General features: G+C 64.0%; 17 protein-coding genes. 12 read left to right on the top strand and 5 right to left on the bottom strand.

Annotated features, from left to right (window positions below):
• On the top strand, positions 1-285 hold the full coding sequence (locus B5D13_RS04650; RefSeq protein ID WP_143327749.1) for an IS3 family transposase: 285 nt from the start codon (positions 1-3) through the stop codon (positions 283-285).
• A 140-nt stretch (positions 286-425) separates the two neighbouring features.
• On the opposite strand, the gene B5D13_RS04645 is transcribed toward B5D13_RS04650, so the two are convergent.
• The 5 genes from B5D13_RS04645 to B5D13_RS04625 form a co-directional block, all read right to left on the bottom strand.
• Positions 426-956 (bottom strand): L-2-amino-thiazoline-4-carboxylic acid hydrolase, encoded by a 531-nt coding sequence (locus B5D13_RS04645; RefSeq protein ID WP_078687157.1) that lies wholly within the window; start codon positions 954-956, stop codon positions 426-428.
• A gap of 1 nt (position 957) precedes the next feature.
• Positions 958-2088, bottom strand: coding sequence for an ABC transporter substrate-binding protein (locus B5D13_RS04640; RefSeq protein WP_078687156.1), 1131 nt, complete (start codon positions 2086-2088; stop codon positions 958-960).
• A 94-nt stretch (positions 2089-2182) separates the two neighbouring features.
• A complete protein-coding gene (locus tag B5D13_RS04635; RefSeq protein WP_078687155.1) occupies positions 2183-3046 on the bottom strand; it encodes an ABC transporter permease in 864 nt (287 codons plus the stop codon).
• Positions 3047-3898: an ABC transporter permease gene (locus B5D13_RS04630; protein ID WP_078687154.1), complete on the bottom strand. Its 852-nt coding sequence runs from the start codon at positions 3896-3898 to the stop codon at positions 3047-3049.
• Positions 3895-5136, bottom strand: a complete 1242-nt coding sequence (locus tag B5D13_RS04625; RefSeq protein ID WP_078687153.1) for an ABC transporter ATP-binding protein — start codon at positions 5134-5136, stop codon at positions 3895-3897. Before B5D13_RS04625 ends, B5D13_RS04630 begins: the two co-directional genes overlap by 4 nt.
• A gap of 539 nt (positions 5137-5675) precedes the next feature.
• Here B5D13_RS04625 and murJ point away from each other — a divergent pair.
• The 11 genes from murJ to secG all read left to right on the top strand — a co-directional run bounded on the left by murJ (position 5676) and on the right by secG (position 19207).
• On the top strand, positions 5676-7373 hold the full coding sequence (gene murJ / locus B5D13_RS04620; RefSeq protein WP_234970687.1) for a murein biosynthesis integral membrane protein MurJ: 1698 nt from the start codon (positions 5676-5678) through the stop codon (positions 7371-7373).
• Positions 7374-7552: 179 nt separating this feature from the next.
• Complete coding sequence (locus B5D13_RS04615) at positions 7553-8554, top strand: lipid II:glycine glycyltransferase FemX (protein ID WP_234970686.1); 1002 nt, start codon at positions 7553-7555, stop codon at positions 8552-8554.
• 64 nt (positions 8555-8618) lie between these two features.
• Positions 8619-9860: a carboxylate--amine ligase gene (locus B5D13_RS04610; RefSeq protein WP_078687151.1), complete on the top strand. Its 1242-nt coding sequence runs from the start codon at positions 8619-8621 to the stop codon at positions 9858-9860.
• A gap of 81 nt (positions 9861-9941) precedes the next feature.
• Positions 9942-11882: an excinuclease ABC subunit UvrC gene (gene uvrC, locus B5D13_RS04605; protein WP_234970693.1), complete on the top strand. Its 1941-nt coding sequence runs from the start codon at positions 9942-9944 to the stop codon at positions 11880-11882.
• Between the two features lie 149 nt (positions 11883-12031).
• On the top strand, positions 12032-12958 hold the full coding sequence (gene rapZ / locus B5D13_RS04600; RefSeq protein ID WP_078687149.1) for an RNase adapter RapZ: 927 nt from the start codon (positions 12032-12034) through the stop codon (positions 12956-12958).
• A 3-nt stretch (positions 12959-12961) separates the two neighbouring features.
• The gene (gene whiA / locus B5D13_RS04595; RefSeq protein WP_078687148.1) at positions 12962-13909 is read left to right on the top strand and encodes a DNA-binding protein WhiA; all 948 of its coding nucleotides are present in this window, start codon (positions 12962-12964) and stop codon (positions 13907-13909) included.
• A 300-nt stretch (positions 13910-14209) separates the two neighbouring features.
• Positions 14210-15235 carry a type I glyceraldehyde-3-phosphate dehydrogenase gene (gap, locus tag B5D13_RS04590; protein WP_078687147.1) on the top strand — a complete coding sequence of 342 codons (1026 nt, stop codon included), beginning with the start codon at positions 14210-14212 and terminating at the stop codon, positions 15233-15235.
• A 111-nt stretch (positions 15236-15346) separates the two neighbouring features.
• Complete coding sequence (gene pgk, locus B5D13_RS04585; protein ID WP_078687146.1) at positions 15347-16537, top strand: phosphoglycerate kinase; 1191 nt, start codon at positions 15347-15349, stop codon at positions 16535-16537.
• On the top strand, positions 16530-17294 hold the full coding sequence (gene tpiA / locus B5D13_RS04580; protein WP_078687145.1) for a triose-phosphate isomerase: 765 nt from the start codon (positions 16530-16532) through the stop codon (positions 17292-17294). The genes pgk and tpiA overlap by 8 nt, the downstream gene beginning before the upstream one ends.
• Positions 17294-18850: a 2,3-bisphosphoglycerate-independent phosphoglycerate mutase gene (gene gpmI, locus B5D13_RS04575; RefSeq protein ID WP_078687144.1), complete on the top strand. Its 1557-nt coding sequence runs from the start codon at positions 17294-17296 to the stop codon at positions 18848-18850. The genes tpiA and gpmI overlap by 1 nt, the downstream gene beginning before the upstream one ends.
• A gap of 99 nt (positions 18851-18949) precedes the next feature.
• On the top strand, positions 18950-19207 hold the full coding sequence (secG, locus tag B5D13_RS04570; protein WP_078687143.1) for a preprotein translocase subunit SecG: 258 nt from the start codon (positions 18950-18952) through the stop codon (positions 19205-19207).
• The last annotated feature ends 554 nt before the right edge of the window (positions 19208-19761 follow it).

Here is a 19761-nt window from a genome sequence, read left to right as displayed (position 1 = left end):
ATGGGCTGGCAGTACCAGCAGGCCGGGTGGTGCAACAGGCTGAAGGAGGCGGGCGTCGTGCAGAGCATGTCCCGGAAGGGCAACTGCATCGACAACGGGGCGACCGAGCAGGTGTTCGGCCACCTGAAGGACGAGTTCTTCCGTGACCAGACATGGCCGAGCTTCGACGCGTTCAAGAGGGACCTCGACGCCTACGTCGTCCACTGGAACACGAGGAGGCGTCAGGTTAAGCTGAAGGGACTGACCCCGGAGGAGTTCCGGAATCAGTCCCTGCATGCGGCCTAGGCCGCTTTATTTGCCCGTCCAAGAACTGGGGCGCAGTTCAGTGATGGGGGCCGCCTTTTGTGCTGGTCTGTGTCGGTGGTGCGTTGGCGTTGTCTGGCTTGCGTCCGAGTCGCCTGCTGCTGCGTTTGTGGTGCGTGCCGCTATGCCTGGGCTTCCTGCTGCTTTGCCGTGATTCTTACGATGCAGTGGTGGCTGCCCTCGGCGATGGTCTCCTTCAGCTCGTAGTTGAGCGTGCCGATCTCCTCGATGGCGCCGCGGTCCTCCTCCATGGCGATGTCGCAGAGCTTGACCACCTCCTCGGGCGTGGCACCCAGCTCCCTCCAGGCCGTCACCAGGGGGCACTCGTTGAACTCGACCTCGAACGTGTCATCGGTGAGCTCGAGCGTCTTCAGCTTGAGGACCGAGCGGGATGGCTCTGCGGTAAAGGCCTTGGCGAACTCGCGCGTGGTCTTGACGCCGGCATAGCGCCCGTGGGCCGCGTCGTAACCGCTTTGGCGGATGGCCTGGTGCAGGGGGCCGTCGCCCTTCTCTTCTGCGAGCCACTTGCGTCCGAGGTACCACAGCCACTCCGCGCAACCGGCACGCTCGTCGCGAGCCTCCTCTATGCCGAGGCTCGTGCGGAACCCCTCTTCGTCCAGGGACTCAATCTGGTTGGTCGTCTGGTCTGCCATGCTATGCCCCCTGCTTGAACTCGGTCCAGAGGTCGTCGTACGCCTTCTGCGCGTCGGCAGTCAGGCTCTGGTTCAGCTGGTAGTTGTCCAGGATCTCGTCGGGAATGATTGCGACGCTGTTCTGGTCGACGTACTCCTGGATGCCCTCCTTGAAGCCGTCGCCGATGTTGCTGTTGTGGTAGTGGGTGTGCTCGACGGCCGTGGCCGCGACCTCGGGACGCAGCACGTAGTCCAGGAAGGTGTAGACGTTGTCGAGGTTGGGTGCCTGGGACGGGACGACGAACGCGTCGATGCCCAGCGTGGTCGACTCCTTGGGGTAGGTGAACTTGAGCGACGGGTCTGCGAGGACGCCGGCGACGGCCTGGGCGCCCGTGTGGTACGAGGCGATGGCATCGCCGTTGGTCACCACGAACTCGGGCGAGTCGGTGTTGAACGCCTTGATGCTGGGCCTGAGCCTGTCGAGGAACTCCTTCGAGCCCTTGATGACGTTTACGTCCTGCGTGTTGAAGTCGCCGCCGCTCACCACGATGGCGGTGCCGATGATGTCGCGCTCGCTGTCGGTCACGACGACGTTGCCCGCAAGCGACGGGTCCGCAAGGTCGGCGAAGCTCTCGAAGCTGAGGTTGGTGCGCGCGGGGTTGAAGAGGATGGCGGCCGAGCTGATCCAGTAGGGGATGGAGAGGTCGCCGTCGGGGTCGAAGTACTGCTTCTGCAGGCGTGGGTCGACGTTCTTGAGGTTGCTCAGCTTGGGGGCGTCGATCTTCTGGAGCAGACCCTCGTCGGCCGCGATCTTGATGCTGTAGTCGGTAGTGAGGATGACGTCGTAGTCTGCGCCGCCGGTTGCCTCGAGCTTCGCGAGCATCTCCTCGCAGGTCGAGAAGTACGAGTAGTTGATGGTGATGCCCGTCTCCTCCTGGAAGCCCTCGACGACCTTGGGCGGGACGTACTCCTGCCAGGTGTAGAGGTTCAGGACCTTGCTGCCGCCGTCCGAGCTGCCCGAGTCGCTCGAGCCAGACGTCGAGATGGTTGAGCCGCAGCCCGAGAGGAGGCCTGCGTTCAGGGCGCCGAGGGCGCTGCCGCCCGCAAGGCTGAGGAACTGTGATCTAGAGAGGTAGGCGTTGGGTCTGAACATGGTGTGGTCCTTTGCTGTGTCGTGGATGGTGCGTGCCGTGCTGTCTTGCGTGCGGTGGTTGGCTGGTGTTGACTATGCCGCCACGGCCGCGCGACTATGCGGCTGCCTGGAGCTGGGGTGCATCGCCTCCATCCGCCTGCGTCGTCGCGTGCTCGCGCTCCCTCTGTCGTGCGCGCCTCTCGAGCCTGAGCCTGATGAGGTAGAAGGCGACTACCGCCACGGAGAGGGAGACGATGAGGAGGGAGCAGAGCGCCTTGGTCGTGGGCTGCGGGTGCAGCTTGACCTGCGAGTAAATCAGTACGGGGAGGGTCGAGCTGGTGGCGCCTGCCGTGAAGAAGCTGATGACCACGTCGTCGAACGAGAGGACGAAGCCCAGGGCGGCCGCCGAGACGACGGCAGGGACGAGCTCGGGAAGCACGATGGAGAAGAACGTGCGCAGCGGGCCAGCGCCCAGGTCCTGCGAGGCCTCGACGAGCGAATGGTCGAAGCCCGCGAGCCTCGTGGATACCAGGATGACCACGTAGGGGATGCAGAACGTGGCGTGCGAGACCACGAGCGAGACGTTGCCGAAGGGGATGCCGACCAGGGCGTAGAACGACATGAACGCGATGCCCAGGACGACTTCGGGAAGCAGGAGCGGCAGGAGGTTGAGCTGGTCGAAGACCCTGCGCCCGGGGAAGTGCGAGCGCGAGAGGGCGAGCGCCGCGGGGATGCCGACGACGAGCGAGACTGCAACGGCCTGGATGCCCACGGTGAGGCTCGTGGCGAGCGACTTCGAGATCTCGTGGTCGCCGCCAAGCTGCCGGTACCAGTCGAGCGTGAAACCCGTGAAGTCGGCCGAGGACGAGACCGGGTTGGCGTTGAACGAGTACGCGACGATGACGATGATGGGCAGGTAGAGGAAGAGGAACAGCAGTGCCGTGTAGATGCGCGCTCCGGTGCCAAGACGCGTCTTCATCTAGATCACCTCGATCTGGTCGGACTTCGAGAGGCGCTTTCCGAGGGCGACGAGCCCGATGGTGGCCACGGTCATGACGACGGCGAGGGCGGCTCCGAAGGGCCAATCGTGGGACTCGACGAACTGGCTCTTGACGAGGTTGCCCAGGAGCACCGTCTGAGAGCCGCCGAGCATGTCCGAGACGTAGAACAGGCCGACGGAGGGGACGAATACCATTAGGCAGCCTGATACGATGCCGGGCGTCGAGTTTCGGACCGTCACGTCCAGGAAGGCCTGCCACGCGCTGGCGCCCAGGTCCCTGGATGCCTCCAGCAGGCTGCCGTCGATCTTCTCGATGGAGTTGTAGAGGGGCAGGACCATGAGGGGCAGGAGCGTGTAGATGGTGCCCATGAGCACGGCCCCGTCGGTGTAGAGCAGCTGGAGGGGCTCCCTCGTCGCGCCGATGGCGAGAAGGGCCGCGTTGATAACGCCCCTGCTCTGCAGCAGGATGTCCCAGCCGTAGATGCGGATGACGCTGCTGACGAAGAAGGGCAGCTCGACCGCCACGAGCGCCAGAAGCCTCCACCTGTGGTCTATGCGGGTGAGGAAGTACGCGAAGGGGTAGCCGATGAGCAAGGTGAGCGCGGTTGCGAGCGTGGCGACCACGAACGACTGGCCGAACACCTGGAGGTATGCCGGCTCGAACAGGCGCTGGTAGTTCTGGAGGGTGAAGCTCAGGCTGAAGCCCCAGCCGCTCTGCGGGGTGCAGAAGCTCACGAGGACGATGTAGGCCAGGGGCACCAGGAGCAGAAGGACGTACCAGGCAAACGCCGGCGCGATGCCGAGCGCTCGGCCCCTCTGGCCCGCGCTCATCGGGCGCCTCCCACGATAACGGCGTCGTGGCCGGGCCAGCTGACCCAGACGCGCGTGCCTGCGTTAAGGTTCTGTTCGACCAGGGAGTTGTTCGCGTGCAGGCGCTTGCCGCCGTCGAGCTCGATGACTGCCTTGTAGTAGGAGCCCAGGAACTGGGAGGAGCGCACCTCTCCCTGGAAGGCCGTGTTCTTCTCGTCCACCACCTGCTGGGTGTAGCGGATGTGCTCCGGGCGGACGGAGACCACCACGCTGTCTCCGGGCGAGAAGGACGTGCCCTCCAGCGCGCGGGCGCCTGCCTCGCCATGGGGGAAGCGGACTCGGTAGAGGCCGGCGCCCTCGTCTGCCACGACCTTTGCCTCGAGCAGGTTGGTGTCTCCGATGAAGTCGGCCACGTACTCGGTCTGGGGCGCCTGATAGATCTCCTCGGGTGTGCCGACCTGCTCGAAGCGCCCGTTGCGCAGGACGCCGATGCGGTCGGACATGCTGAGGGCCTCCTCCTGGTCGTGCGTGACATAGACGAAGGTGATCCCGATCTCGCGCTGCATGCGCTTGAGCTCCAGCTGCATCTGCTTGCGCAGCTTGAGGTCGAGGGCGCCCAGCGGCTCGTCCAGCAGCAGGACGTTGGGCCTCAGCACGATGGCGCGGGCAATGGCGGCCCGCTGCCGCTGGCCGCCCGACAGCTCGCTGGGCTTGCGGTCGCCGTAGTCGGAAAGCCGCACCAGTTCGAGGGCGCGCTTCACCTCGCGCTCGATCTGGCCCTTGGCAACGTGGCGGATCTTCAGGCCGTAGGCGACGTTCTGGTACACGTTCATGCTGGGGAAGAGCGCGTAGCTCTGGAAGACGGTGTTGAGCTCGCGCTTGTTGGGCGGAAGCGCGGTGACGTCTTCGCCGTTCACGTAGACCGCGCCCGAGTCGGGGGCCTCGAGGCCCGAGATGATCCTGAGCGTGGTCGTCTTGCCGCAGCCGCTCGAGCCCAGCAGCGTGAAGAACTCCCCGCGCCTGAGCTCGAAGGACACGTCGTCCAGAACGCGGACGTCCCCGAACGACTTGCTGAGGTGCTCGACTCTCAAGACGACGTCCTCATCTGCGGGACCGAGGCCCTGGCCGGAGTGGTCCGCTTCCGGCTTTGCGGGCGTGGACGCTACCTCCTGCCCCTTCTTCTGCTCCGCGTCTCGACCGCCGAGCTGCGGCCTGAGCCGTATCCTCTTCTTGGGCTTCGTCTGGGTAAGTGTGGTCATATTGCCCTCCCTGGCTATGACTGTCCCGTCGGCGGCGTGCCGATGGGTGGTGCGACGGCTTGCGTCTCATGTGTTGTTCGCTTGTTGCTTGGTGCTTGGGGACACCTGTGCGCGGGCGAGTCGCTGGGCGTCGCCGCGGACGCCGTCGCCCGCGCGAGGGAGTTAGCGGCTACAGCCGCTGGGACAGACGCCAGTAGACATGCAGAAGGGCTTGCCCATGCGGGTGCGAGTCTGCTGCATTGCCTGAGTCATGCCCTTCTCCTCTCGTTCGTTGCGTCCGTGGGCGGGGCCCGTGCCCCGCGCGTCTCGAACACTATACTCCTACCAAAGTGCTAGGAGTTAGTAAATTTGGGTAATTCTGGTTATCGATTTTGCTAATAGCAAAATGAGTCGCCCGCTCCGCCGACCGACCTTCTCCCCTTTATTCGTGAAGCGCGGCAAGGTGGTGGGCCAACCTGCTAACCTTTCGGTGTTTACGCAGTTCGCATCGTGAGGACGTTTTGATGGGTGCTCCCAAGCATATGAGAAGAACCACTGCCGTGGCTTCCCGGGCTGTCCCTCCCGTGGTCGCGTCTCCCAAGGACAGGCGGGTGGTCGAGGCCAAGTCCGCATCGGCCGCCGGCCCGGATGCCGTCCAGGGCGACGAGCAGATGGGCGCCGCCACGCGCCAGGCCGTCGGTCGCTCCGCCGCTCTGATGAGCGCACTGGTCGTCGTCAGCCGCATAACGGGCTTCGCCCGCACCTGGGCCCAGGCCTACGCGCTGGGCGTCACGGCGCTGGCCAGTGCCTACACCGTGGCCAACAACATGCCCAACCAGCTGTACGAGCTGGTTGCGGGCGGCATGATCATGACGGCGTTCCTGCCCGTCTACATGTCGGTCAAGAAGCGCGCGGGCTCGCAGGGCTCGACGGACTACGCCTCCAACCTTCTCTCCATCGTCACGCTGCTCATGGGCATCCTGACCGTGGTCTCGTTCGCGCTCGCGGAGTGGATCATCTGGACGCAGTCGTTCTCGGCGAGCGCCGACTTCGATGCGCAGATGTCGACCTACTTCTTCAGGTTCTTCGTGATTGAGGTCGTGCTCTACGCCATGAGCTCCATCGTCTCGGGCATCCTCAACGCCGAGCGCGACTACCTGTGGAGCAACGCCGCGCCCATCTTCAACAACCTCATCTGCATCGCGTCCTTCCTGCTCTACGCGCTGTTCCGCGAGTCAAGCCCGATGCTGGGCATCCTCGCGCTCGCCGTGGGCAACCCCCTGGGCGTCCTGGTGCAGGTGGTCATGCAGCTGCCGGCGCTCTCCCGCCATGGCATCAGGCTGCACGCCCGCATCGACTGGCATGACCCCGCCCTGCGCGAGACCCTGACCATCGGCGTCCCCACACTCGTCGTGACCGTCGCTTCGTTTCCCACGGTTGCGGTCCAGACCAGCAGCGCCCTGCAGGTGACCGCCGCCGGAGCCTCGGTGGCCTACTACGCGCGCCTTTGGTACATGCTGCCGTACTCGGTGTTCGCGGTGCCCCTGACCGTGGCCATGTTCACCGAGCTGAGCGACTATGCCTCCAACGGCGACATGGAGTCCTTCAAGCGGGGCATTCGCTTCGGCACCGAGAGGATCGTCTTCTTGCTCGTTCCCTTCGCCATGTTCCTCGTGATCTTCTCGCCCTGCCTCATCACGCTCCTTGCGGGCGGCAAGTTCGACGCGCAGGGCCTCGACGACACCATCGTCTACCTCACCTGGCTCGCGACGGCGCTGCCGTTCTACGGCATCAGCACCTACATCCAGAAGATCTGCTCGTCGCTCAGGCGCATGAACTTCTTTGCGGTCGCGACCGTCATCGCGGCGGCGGTCCAGGTGGCCTTCTGCTTCCTGACCACCGACATCCTGGGCCTGCCGGGCGTGGCGTTCTCGTCGACCCTGTTCTTCGCTGCGGTCGACGTGGTGAGCTTCCTGCACATTCGCAAGCAGATCGGCGCGCTCGGCCTGCGCTCGATGTTCTTCTCGTTCGTCCGCTCGCTGGTGCTCGGCGCGCTGGGCTGCGCCGTCGCCATGGGCATCTTCCTGCTGCTCCAGGCGACCATCGGCTCGTGGAGCGGGTCGCTCCTGCGCAGCCTGATCTACTGCGTCTGCGCCGGCATCCCTGCGGTGGCGGTCACCTTCGGCGGCGCGGTGCTGCTGAGGTTCCCCGAGGGCGAGGCGGTCGGCTCGCTGCTGTCGCGCTTCTCGCGACGCTAGGGGGGTGCTGGCCCGGTCGTGCGCCGGCCACCGCAAGGTGTCATCGTGATGGGTTTTTGCTCGGGGCGTGCTCATGGCGCGCCCCGTCTGCTTATATGGATGGGATTCTAGGTTTTGCGCCGCGTCCCGCGCGGCTCCCAAGCGCCGCCCCCGGGTGGCAACCGAAGGAAGGCAGATCGTTGGATTATCGCATCGAGAATGACCCCAAGAGCTGGAACGAAATCGTAGAGTCCTGCGGCGGCCACCCGCTCCAGGCCTGGCAGTGGGGCCAGCTTAAGTCGCAGACCGGTCCGTGGGACGCCAAGCGCGTCGTCTGCCTCGAGGGGGGAGAGGTCGTGGGCGCCGCCCAGGTCCTCCTGCGCACCCTGCCCTTCCCGTTCAAGATGATGGCCTACGTGCCGCGCGGCCCGCTTGCCAAGGATCCCGCGCTCCTGCCCGAGGTGGCAGACGCCATTGCCGAGTGGTGCCGCAAGAACACCGCCGCAATCACCGTCAAGATCGACCCGGCCGTGACCGAGCTCAAGCTGTCCGACTCCTGGCGCAAGAGCGAGCGCGTGCTGGTCAAGAAGACCGCCGTCATGGACCTGACTCTCGACGAGGACGCGCTCAACAAGTCCATTCCCAATCGCAAGTGCAGGCAGTACATCCGCAAGTCCGCACGCGACGGCATCGTCTTCCGCGCCGCGACCAAGGACGACCTGGACCAGGTTCTGTCGATCTACCACAACACCGCCGAGGCCGACGGCTTTGCGCTGCACGCCGACGAGTTCTATCGCGCCGCGTTCGACGTGATGGATGGCATCAACCAGTTCTACGTTGCCGAGAAGGACGGAGAGATCCAGGCCTTCCTGTGGAACGTCACTACGAAGGGCGGCACCGCGTTCGAGCTCTGGGGCGCCGTGACCGACGCCGGCAAGCGCAGTCGTGCGAACTACGGCCTGAAGTGGCACGCGATTCTGGACGCGAAGGCAAAGGGCGCCCTCTACTACGACCTCAACGGTCTTCTCAACGATGGCATCAGCGACTTTAAGATGCTGTTCGTGAAGGAGCCCACCTTCTGGATCGGCTCGTTCGACTGCCGCCTGAAGGCCCTCGCCGGCCTGTGGGACTGGGCGCTCACCCGTCACCGCATCCGCCAGAGTGCCTCGAGCGTCCAGCAGGACACCTCCGAGCAGCGCTAACATCTGCCGCAGGCGGCCTCGAGCCGCGTCACCGCACCACGTCCATCCCATGATCGGAGCACACATGACCCAGGGTCAGACCAGGACAGACCTCGTATCCGTCGTCATCGCGGGCGACATCGGCGCCTACGCGCTGGGGCGCGAGATGCACGAGGCCTTCGGCGTCAGGAGCATCTGCGTGGCGCCCCTGCCTATCGGCGCGATCCGGCACTCAAAGATCTTCGACTGGCACCGCGTCGAGTCGCTCTCGCAGGAGCACCTGCGCGATGCCCTGCGCGACATCGCGGCCGCCAACGCCGGCAAGACCGTCTTCGTGCTGTCCAACGCCGACCCGATCATCGCGATCCTGAGCCGCCTGGCAGCGGAGCTTCCCGACAACCTGGTCATGTGCATGCCTCCCGCCGAGGTCGTCGACCTGGTCTCCGACAAGGTCGAGTTCGCGCGCCTCTGCGAGCAGAACGGCCTCGAGGCACCGCTTTCGCTGGTCGCTCGCTGCGGCGGCGACGAGGCGTGGCCCGTATGGGAGAAGGACTTCCCCCTGGTGCTGAAGCCCGCCTACTCTCCCGAGTATGCCGCCTACATCGCGCGCGGCTTCCAGAAGGTCTACTACGTCCAGAGCCAGCAGGAGCTCGAGGGCATCCTGACGTTGCTTCGCGAGGCCGGCTTTGCGGGTGACATGCTGGTGCAGGAGCTCATCGAGGGCGACGACACCTGGATGGACTCCATCACCCTGTACCTTGACCAGCGAGGGGAGTGCACGCTCTTCGGTTCGGCGCGCGTCCTGCTCGAGGATCACGCCCCCGCCATGCTGGGCAACCCCGTCGCGATGATCACCCAGCAGGTGCCCGAGCTCTGGCAGAAGACCTCCCAGATGCTCAAGTCCGTGGGCTACCGCGGCTTCGCCAACTTCGACATCAAGCGCGATCCCAAGCACCCGGGCCGCTACGTGTTCTTTGAGGTCAACCCGCGCATCGGGCGCAACTCGTTCTACAACCTGGCCGCGGGCGTGAACCCTGTCGAGCTGGCCGTGCGCGACCTGGTGGACCACGAGGCGGTCGAGCCCCAGACCGCCTCTGACAAGGTGCTCTACACGCTCGTCCCCGTGAGCCTGCTGCGCAAGTACGTGCGCGACCCGCAGCTGCTCGAGCAGGTCAACGGCCTGGTCAAGAAGGGCCTCGTGTTCGACCCGCAGCGCTACAAGAAGGATTGGGGCCTCCGCCGCGCCCTGGACGTCGAGCTCACCGAGAAGAACCAGATCCGCAAGTTCTCGCGCTACTACCCCGAGCCCACAGACACCTCGTTCTAGCGAGCGGCCATGTCGGTGAAGGACCCTGCCCCCATCACGCCCGACCTCGGCTCGGCGGCCCCGCGCCCCGAGGACCTTGGCATGCCCAGCATCGCCGAGCAGGTGGCGCAGGTTCCCACCTCGCCCGGCTGCTACCTGTGGAAGGACTCCAAGGGCGAGGTCATCTACGTCGGCAAGGCCAAGAACCTGCGCAGCCGCATGTTCCAGTACGTCAACCTGACCGACGACCGCGCCAAGATCCCCCTGATGATGCAAGTGGTTCGCAGCTTCGACTACGTCGTGGTGGGCTCCGAGCACGAGGCCCTGTTGCTCGAGCGCAATCTCATCGAGCAGTACCACCCGTACTTCAACGTCGACTTCAGAGACGACAAGAGCTACCCTTGCATCGCCATCACGGAGTCCGACGTCTTTCCGGCCATCAAGTACACGCGCGAGAAGCACAAGAAGGGCACGCGCTACTTCGGCCCCTACACCGACGCCCATGCCGCGCGCGCGACCATCGACACGCTGCGCAAGGCCGTGCCCGTCTGCGTTGCGAACTGCGCCGAGTGGAAGCGCACTCGCCGCTTCCTCCAGAGCCACCCCGACGACGCCGCGGTGGCCAATATGGTGCTGGCCGAGCGCGGACGTCCCTGCTTCGACTACCACGTGGGGCGCGGCCCCGGCGTGTGCTGCGGGGCCATCTCCACGGTCGACTACGCGAGCAACATCAGGCAGGTCGAGAAGTTCCTCTCGGGCAAGCGCAGCGAGATCATCGGCGAGCTCGAGGAGCAGATGGCCGATGCCGCCGCGAACCTCGAGTTCGAGCGCGCCGCCCGCCTCAAGCACCGCCTCGAGGTCATCAACGGCCTGGACGACAAGCAGCAGGTGACGTTCCCCACCAACGTGAGCCTCGACCTGGTGGGCATCTACCGCGAGGAGACCATCTCGGCGGCCTGCGTCTTCGTCGTGCGAGAAGGTCGTACCATCCGTACGAGCGAGTTCATCCTCAACAAGGGCATGGACGTCGACGAGGAGGAGCTCGTCGGCGGCTTCGTCAAGCGCTACTACGACGAGACGGCCGACATTCCCGCCGAGGTCGACGTGACCGTGGACCTCGCCGACGCCGAGGTGCTGGGGGAGTGGCTCTCGGGCAAGCGCGGCCTCTCCTGCCATGTGCATCGTCCCCAGCGCGGCGAGAAGAGCCACCTCCTCCAGATGGCCTCGCGCAACGCCCACCACGCCCTCAATCGCTACATGGTCCGGACGGGGTATGCCGACGACCGCACGAACCAGGCACTTCTCCAATTGGAGAGCGCACTTGCGCTTGACGCGCCACCCATGCGCATCGAGTGCTTCGACATCTCGACGCTGCATGGCAACTTCACCGTCGCCTCGATGGTGGTTTTCACTAACGGCCGGCCCGACAAGGGACAGTACCGCCGCTTCAAGATCCGCGCCGAATTGGACGAGGCGAACGACTTCGTCAGCATGCAGGAGGTCCTGGGCAGGCGCTACGGGCCCGATCGCATGGCCGACGAGCGCTTTGCCAAGAGCGCGCCGGACCTTTTGGTGGTCGACGGCGGCAAGCCGCAGCTGACGGCTGCCATGACGCAGCTGTCCCAGCTGGGGCTCGACATTCCCGTCTGCGGCCTGGCCAAGTCGGACGAGGAGGTCTTTGTGCCCTGGGACGACACGCCCGTCGTCCTGCCCTCGGGCTCGGCTTCGCTCTACCTCATCAAGCAGGTCCGCGACGAGTCGCATCGCTTTGCCATCACGTTCCACCGCGAGCTGCGCACCAAGGCGCAGAGCGTCTCGATCCTCGACGACATCGAGGGCGTTGGCCCCAAGCGCAAGAAGGCCATCATGCGCCACTTCGGCTCGATGAAGCGCCTGCGTTCGGCCTCGCCGGAGGAGATTGCGCAGGTCAAGGGCGTTCCGGACTCCATAGCGCAAGCCGTCTGGCAGGAGCTGCGCGCCTGGGGCGAGGAGGCCGAGTCGGTCCGGCGCGACGGCGACGAGGCACAGGAGCCCGAGGCCTAGGCGGTTCGGTCGCCGCCAAGGTCGCGGCATCGTGGCGAAGCTGCGTGCAGATGGGGGAGACGCCCCCGCGTCCGGGCGCTAAGGGTATCCTCTAGACAGTGCTCGAACGAACGGGTCGCCCGGGCGGCGTCCCCACCACGGAGGTATGCATGGCTAAGTCCGGACAAGAGATGCGCGCGGCTGCGGAGAGCGACCGCATTCCCGACATCGTGGTCATCACGGGCATGTCGGGAAGTGGCCGCACGCAGGCCATGCACGTGTTCGAGGACATGGGCTACTACTGCATCGACAACCTGCCCCCGCGCCTGGTACTCGACCTTGCCCGCGTCGTCGGCATCAACTCCGGCGTGGGCCGTCACCTGGCCGTTACCTGCGACCTGCGTAGCCAGGGCCTGTTCGACGAGATGTTCGACGTCATGCACCAGCTCGAGAACCACGAGCTCACGGTCAAGCTTCTCTACCTGGATTGCTCTGACGAGGTCCTGATTCGTCGCTACAAGGAGACGCGCCGCCGTCACCCCATCGCGCTCTCGGGCGAGTCGCTCGAAAGCGCGATCGAGCGTGAGCGACTCCAGCTCCAGCCCGTGCGCGACCGTGCCGACCTGGTCATCGACACCAGCCGCATCCGCACCTCCACGCTTCGCAACCGCATTCGTCGCAGCTTCTCGGAACTCTCCGACCAGCAGCTGCTTGACGTGAGCGTCTACTCGTTCGGCTTCAAGCACGGTATGCCCGTCGAGGCCGACCTCATGATTGACGTCCGCTTCCTGCCCAACCCGTTCTACGACCCCGAGATGCGTACCATGACGGGAAATGACGAGAAGGTCGCGCGCTTCGTGCTCGACAACGACGTCACCCGCAAGTTCCTCAAGGCCTGGCGCCAGCTGCTCGACGTCGCTATGCCCGGCTACATCGCCGAGGGCAAGACGCAGCTCTCCATTGCCGTGGGCTGCACCGGCGGCCAGCATCGCAGCGTTGCCATCGCCAACGACACCGCCGCCTACCTCAAGGAGCAGGGCTACCACGTGACGCTCTCGCACCGCGACCTCAAGCTGGCAAACGTCACGACGGGATAGCGCATGTCGTTCACCGCACAGGTAAAAGACGAGCTCTCGCGTGTCGACGGCGAGTGCCCGGGGTGCGCCTACGCGCAGCTCTCGGCCATCACCCGCGTCTGCGGCACGCTGTCGTTTCGCGGCTCGGGCCGCTACTCCATCCGCGTGGCCACCGAGACCGGCGCCGTCGCGCGCACGATGATCAAGCTCACTCACGAGCTCTTCGAGCTCGAGACCCCGCTGACGGTGCGCCACTCCAACCTGCACAAGACGCGCAACTACCTCATCGAGATCCCGGAGCAGGACGAGCTCGAGGCAGACCTCATCCGACTCGGCATCCTCCTCCCGGGGCAGGGGGTCGCACCTGGCGTGCCCCAGGAACTTCTCGGCAGCCCCTGCTGCGCGCGCTCCTTCGTGCGCGGCGCCTTCATGGCGGGTGGCTTCATCGCCGACCCGCGCGGCGACTTCCACCTCGAGATCGCGGTCACGGGCGAGGACTTCGCGACCGGCGTGGTGGAGCTCTTCCAGCAGTTGGGCGTCAAGGCGCGCCTCAACCGACGCCGCGGGTCGTTTGCCATCTACGTCAAGAGCTTCGACGACATCGTGACCCTGCTGACCGCTATGGGCGCGCGCCGCTCCGCGCAGGCCGTCGCCAACGTGCGGCGCGTTAAGTCGCTCAAGAACGACGTGAACCGCCGTGTCAACGCCGAGATCGCCAACCAGGCGCGCTCCACGGGCGCAGCCGCCGACCAGATCCAGATGATCGCCCAGGCCGAGAAGGTCATCGGCCTGCGCTCCATGCCGCCTGCCCTGCGCGAGTTCTGCCTGCTGCGCCGTGCCAACCCCGATCTGTCGCTGGCCGCGCTGGGCCAGAGGTGCAACCCGCCGGCGTCGAAGTCGGCCATGTACCATCGCGTGCTCAGGCTGCAGCGCCTCATGGGCGAGGCGGACGGCTCCGCTAATGAACAGTGATGGTTGGTCATTCTCCGCAAATGTGACGCAAAGTTGATGGTTCGGCAAAGCCTAAACCAATGATCAGTAATGATTGGTCAAGTTAGAACAATTCGCTGGTACACCGTTCGCAGACAGAATTACGCCGCTCACTGAATTGAATAGCGATGGATGGACAACCTCTGGTGGGTGCTTCATTTCTTCAAACTATGCGTGTTCACGAATCGGAAATTCTTGAAAGCGGGTAAAATCGAATCTAGTGCATGTCTGTGTTGGTCAGCTTGGGGAAGGGCCCCGAGTGACCTCGCGAAAGGAGATAGCATGGCAGTTAAGGTTGCTATTAACGGCTTTGGTCGTATTGGCCGTCTGGCATTCCGTCAGATGTTCGGTCACGAGGGCTCCGAGATCGTTGCTATCAACGACCTCACCTCTCCCGAGATGCTCGCCTACCTTCTGAAGTACGACTCCACGCAGGGCAACTACTCTCGTGATCACAAGGTCGAGGCTACCGATCACTCCATCATCGTTGATGGCCACGAGATTACCATCTACAAGGAGGCAGACGCCAACAACCTGCCTTGGGGCGAGCTCGGCGTCGACGTCGTCCTCGAGTGCACCGGCTTCTACACCTCCAAGGACAAGGCTCAGGCTCACATCAACGCTGGCGCCAAGAAGGTCGTCATCTCCGCTCCTGCGGGCAATGACCTCCCGACCATCGTCTTCAACGTCAACCACGAGAAGCTCACCGCTGATGACAACATCATCTCCGCTGCTTCCTGCACCACCAACTGCCTCGCTCCTATGGCCAAGGGCCTGAACGACTTTGCTCCCATCGTTTCCGGCATCATGACCACCATCCACGCCTACACCGGCGACCAGATGATCCTCGACGGCCCCCAGCGCAAGGGCAACTTCCGTCGCTCCCGCGCCGGCGCAGAGAACATCGTCCCCAACACCACCGGTGCCGCTAAGGCAATCGGCCTGGTTCTCCCCGAGCTCAACGGCAAGCTCATCGGCGCTGCTCAGCGCGTCCCGACGCCGACCGGCTCCCTCACCAACCTTTACGCTGTCGTCGAGGGCACCGTCACCGTCGAGCAGGTCAACGCTGCCATGAAGGCTTACGCTGAGACCATCCCCGAGACCTTCGGCTACAACGAGGACCAGATCGTCTCCCACGACATCGTCGGCGAGACCCACGGCTCCATCTTCGATGCCACCCAGACCATGGTCCAGGACCTTGGCAACGGCCAGTCCCTCGTTCAGGTCACCTCTTGGTACGACAACGAGAACTCCTACACCTCTCAGATGGTCCGCACCATCAAGTACTTCGAGAAGTTCGTCGCCTAAGTGCGATCCTGACTTTCGGGTATCACAAGGGGTGCGGTCGCAGGTCCACGGGCCGCGGCCGTGCCCCTTTTTATGTCATTAGGTAAGAAGCTATCAGCAAGGAGTTGCAACATGGCCTTTACCAAGAAGACCGTCCGCGACATTGACGTCAAGGGCAAGCGCGTCATCATGCGCGTCGATTTCAATGTGCCTCTGAAGGACGGCGTCGTTACCGACGACACCCGCGTCCGCGCGGCCATCCCCACCATCAAGTACCTCAAGGAGCAGGGTGCTGGCATCGTGCTCATGTCCCACCTTGGTCGCCCCAAGGGCGACGGCCCCGAGCCCGAGCTCTCGCTCAAGCCCGCTGCCGACAAGCTTGCCGAGCTCACCGGCTACGACGTGAAGTTCTGCCCCGACACCTACGGTGACGTGGCTGCCACTGCCGTCGCCGAGGTCAAGCCTGGCGACATCCTCGTCCTCGAGAACGTCCGCTTCCTCAAGGCCGAGAAGAAGAATGACCCTGAGGTCGCCAAGAAGCTCGCCTCTTACGGTGACATCTTCGTCCTTGACGCCTTCGGCACCGCCCACCGTGCCCAGGGCTCCGTCGTCGGCCCGGCTGCCCACATCCCCGCAGTAGCCGGCTTCCTGCTCGAGAAGGAGGTCGACACCCTGACCTCCATCTTCGCCGAGCCCGAGCGTCCCTTCGTCGCCATTGTCGGCGGCTCCAAGGTGTCTTCCAAGATCGGTGTCCTCGATCACCTCATCGACTCCGCTGACACCCTGATCATCGGCGGCGGCATGGCCTACACCTTCTACCTGGCCAAGGGCTACACCGTCGGCACCTCCCTCAAGGAGGAGGACTGGGTTGAGCGTGCTGCCGAGATGATGAAGAAGGCAGAGGAGAAGGGCGTTAAGATCCTGCTCCCGATCGACAACGTCGTCGCAGACCACTTCGGCGAGGATGCCGAGGGCGAGGTCGTCGACGCTGACAAGATCCCTGACGATCGCATGGGTATGGACATCGGTCCCAAGACCCGCGAGCTCTACGCGGAGGCCATCAAGGGCGCCAAGACCGTCTTCTGGAACGGCCCCATGGGCGTCTTCGAGTTCGACCAGTTCGCAGCCGGCACCGAGGCCGTCGCGCGCGCTGTCGCGGACTCTGACTGCACGTCGATCATTGGCGGCGGCGACTCCGTCGCAGCTATCAACAAGTTTGACCTTGCGGACAAGATGAGCTGGATCTCCACCGGCGGTGGCGCTTCCATGGAGCTCGTCGAGGGCAAGGCTCTTCCTGGAGTGGAGGCGCTTCTCGATGCGTAATAGGATGATTGCTGGTAACTGGAAGATGAACAAGACCTACACCGAGGGCGTCGTCCTCGCTCAGGGTCTTGCCAAGGAGCTCGCGGACGGCACCGGCGACGTCGACGTCGTGGTCTGCCCCCCGACCGTTGACCTCAAGGGCGTTGCTGAGGTCATCAAGCAGGAGGGCGCGCCCTTCTCGCTTGGTGCCCAGAACGTCTATTGGGAGGAGTCCGGTGCCTTCACCGGCGAGACCGCTCCCGGCATGCTGACCAACATCGGTGCAACCTACTGCATCATCGGTCACTCCGAGCGTCGCGGCTACTTCGGCGAGTCCGACGAGGACATCAACAAGAAGGCCAAGGCTCTGATGGCTCACGACATCGTCCCCATCAGCTGCTGCGGTGAGCCCCTTGAGGTCCGCGAGGCCGGCAAGCACGTCGAGTTCGTCGTCGACCAGATCAAGAAGGACACCGAGGGCCTCGAGATCTCCGATCCCTCCAAGTATGTCGTCGCCTACGAGCCCATCTGGGCCATCGGCACCGGCAAGACCGCCACTGCCGACGACGCCCAGGAGGTCTGCGGCGCCATCCGCAAGACCCTCGCCGAGATCTTCGGTCAGGAGACCGCTGACGGCATCCGTGTCCTCTACGGCGGCTCCGCCAAGCCCGAGAACGTCGCCGGCTTCCTCGAGAAGGAGGACGTCGACGGTGCCCTCGTCGGCGGCGCTTCGCTCAAGGCCGATTCTTTCGCAGCTATGGTTAAGGCGGCAATGTAATGTCTGAGGTTCGTACTCCTGCTCTCCTCGTTATCATGGACGGCTGCGGCCTTGCGCCCGCCGGCCCCGATAACGCCGTCTCTCTGGCCAAGAGGCCGTTCTTCGATTCTCTCGTCGAGAAGTACGCCTACACCACGCTAGGCGCCTCCGGCGAGGACGTCGGTCTGCCTGACGGCCAGATGGGCAACTCCGAGGTCGGTCACCTCAACATCGGTGCCGGCCGCATCGTCTACCAGTCCCTCTCGCTGATCAACAACGCGATCAAGGACGGTTCCTTCAAGTCCAACGAGGCTCTCGTCAAGGCCATGGACGGCGTCGTTGCCAACGGCAGCACTCTCCACGTCATGGGCCTCATCTCCAACGGTGGCGTCCACTCCGAGATGAGCCACTGCGAGGCGCTGCTCGAGATGGCTGGCGAGCGTGGCGTCAAGCGCGTCCGCATCGACGCCTTCACGGACGGCCGCGACGTTCCGACCCAGTCGGGTGCTGGCTTCATGAAGGACCTCCAGGCGTACTGCGAGGGAATCTCTTCCAAGTTTGGCAACGACACCAAGATCGCGACGGTGGCCGGCCGCTACTGGGGAATGGACCGCGACAACCGCTGGGAGCGCGAGCAGAAGTCCTACGACGCCATCGTCTGCGGCGAGGGCGTCAAGGCGACCACTGCCGAGCAGGGTCTGCTTGACTACTACGTGCAGGACGAGCGTGGCGACGAGTTCGTCACCCCGTTCGTGCTCGACGACGGGGGAGTGAACGACGGCGACGCAGTCGTGTTCTTCAACTTCCGTCCCGATCGCGCCCGCGAGATGACCCGCGCCATGACCGACAAGGCATTCGAGGGCTTCGACCGCAAGAAGTTCCCGAAGCTTTCCGCCTTCGTTACCATGACCGAGTACGACCCCACCTTCGACGTCGATATCGCCTTCCCCAAGAGCGTTCCCGCGCACGTCCTGGCGGACGTCCTTGCCGATGGCGGCTACAAGCAGCTGCACACCGCCGAGACCGAGAAGTACGCGCACGTCACGTTCTTCCTCAACGGCGGCGTCGAGGAGCCGAAGAAGAACGAGACCCGCGTGCTCGTTCCTTCTCCCAAGGTCGCTACCTATGACCTGCAGCCTGAGATGAGCGAGCCCGAGGTTACGGAAAAGCTCGTCGAGGCCATCAACAATGACGAGGCTGACTTCTACGTCGTCAACTACGCCAACTGCGACATGGTTGGCCACACCGGTGTCGTCGAGGCCGCCGTCAAGGCAACCGAGGCCGTCGACCACGGTCTGTCCCAGGTCATTCCCGCGATCCTCGCCAAGGGCGGTTTCGCGCTGATTACCGCAGACCACGGCAACGCCGACCACATGTACGACGTCGTCGATGGCGAGAAGAAGCCCTTCACGGCTCACACCACCAACCGCGTCCCGCTGATCATCGCCGACGACAAGCCCGTTAAGCTTGCCGGCATCGAGGATGGTCGCCTGAGCGACATCGCCCCCACGATCCTTGCCATGATGGGCATCGATCGTCCTGAGGAGATGACGGGGAGAGTCCTGGTCGAGCTCTAAAGAGCACGTCAAACTGTGATATGCTTCTACGCTGTCGTGTGAAGCAATCGGGGGTCGGCATCGCGCGAGCGGTGCCGACCTTTTCTAAAAGGAGTACACGTGAGCCCTCTGAACCTCATTTTTCTTTTCATTCTGGCCGTTTCTGCAGTCCTGACGATCATCCTGATCCTCCTGCACTCCGGCAAGGGCACTGGCGTGTCTGACATGATTTCCTCCTCCATGTACAACTCCACGGCCGGCTCTGGTGTGTGGGAGAAGAACCTCGATCGCCTCACCGTAATCACCGCCGTGGTATTTGGCCTCTGCATTCTGGTCATGGCTCTCACCTTCCCGCAGGGCGTCATCGGCATGGCTTAGTCCCACTCGGCCAGTTCCTTTGCCAGCCCGCGCTGCGAGCTTTCCAGGCCCAAGTGCCTGACACCTCTCTGGTCGCTCGCAACGCGCTTGTTGCCTAAGCAAGTTCGCAACCTCCGCACTCGGTGTGCTCTCGTGGCATGCCGGGTGCTTTTTCATGCCGCCAGTTACCCAAATCGCCCGACGTGCGTCCTTCGTTCGCCCACGCACCGCTCAGGCATTTCTGGGCAGACGCAGTCTCTCCCATCCCCGGTGCATGGCGGAGTTAGGGGGAAGAAGTGCCTCCCCCTCTCGGCTGTGATGCTATTCTGTGCGCATAATTGGCAGCTCACAGCCAATGTCATCTGCATAATTGAACTTGGGTCGAAGAGAATTGACGCAACAGCCAATCAGTCCTTTATTGGTTTACCTGCAATTTGCTCTATTTCGTAAGTGTTAACTTTGACACTCGTGAACCGTGCCGGTACTAGCGTGTAGCTATGACTTTTAATGTGTTTAACCTGCATTTCTTCTGTTTAAAGTAATTGTTGCAGACTTGTTTTTTGAACTTCAGAAGA

The sequence above is a fragment of the Olsenella sp. KH1P3 genome (assembly GCF_900167315.1).
In the GTDB taxonomy this organism is placed as follows: domain Bacteria; phylum Actinomycetota; class Coriobacteriia; order Coriobacteriales; family Atopobiaceae; genus Olsenella_J; species Olsenella_J umbonata_A.
The sequence above is the reverse complement of the archived record's forward strand: the minus strand, read 5'-3'. Positions and strand labels throughout refer to the sequence as shown.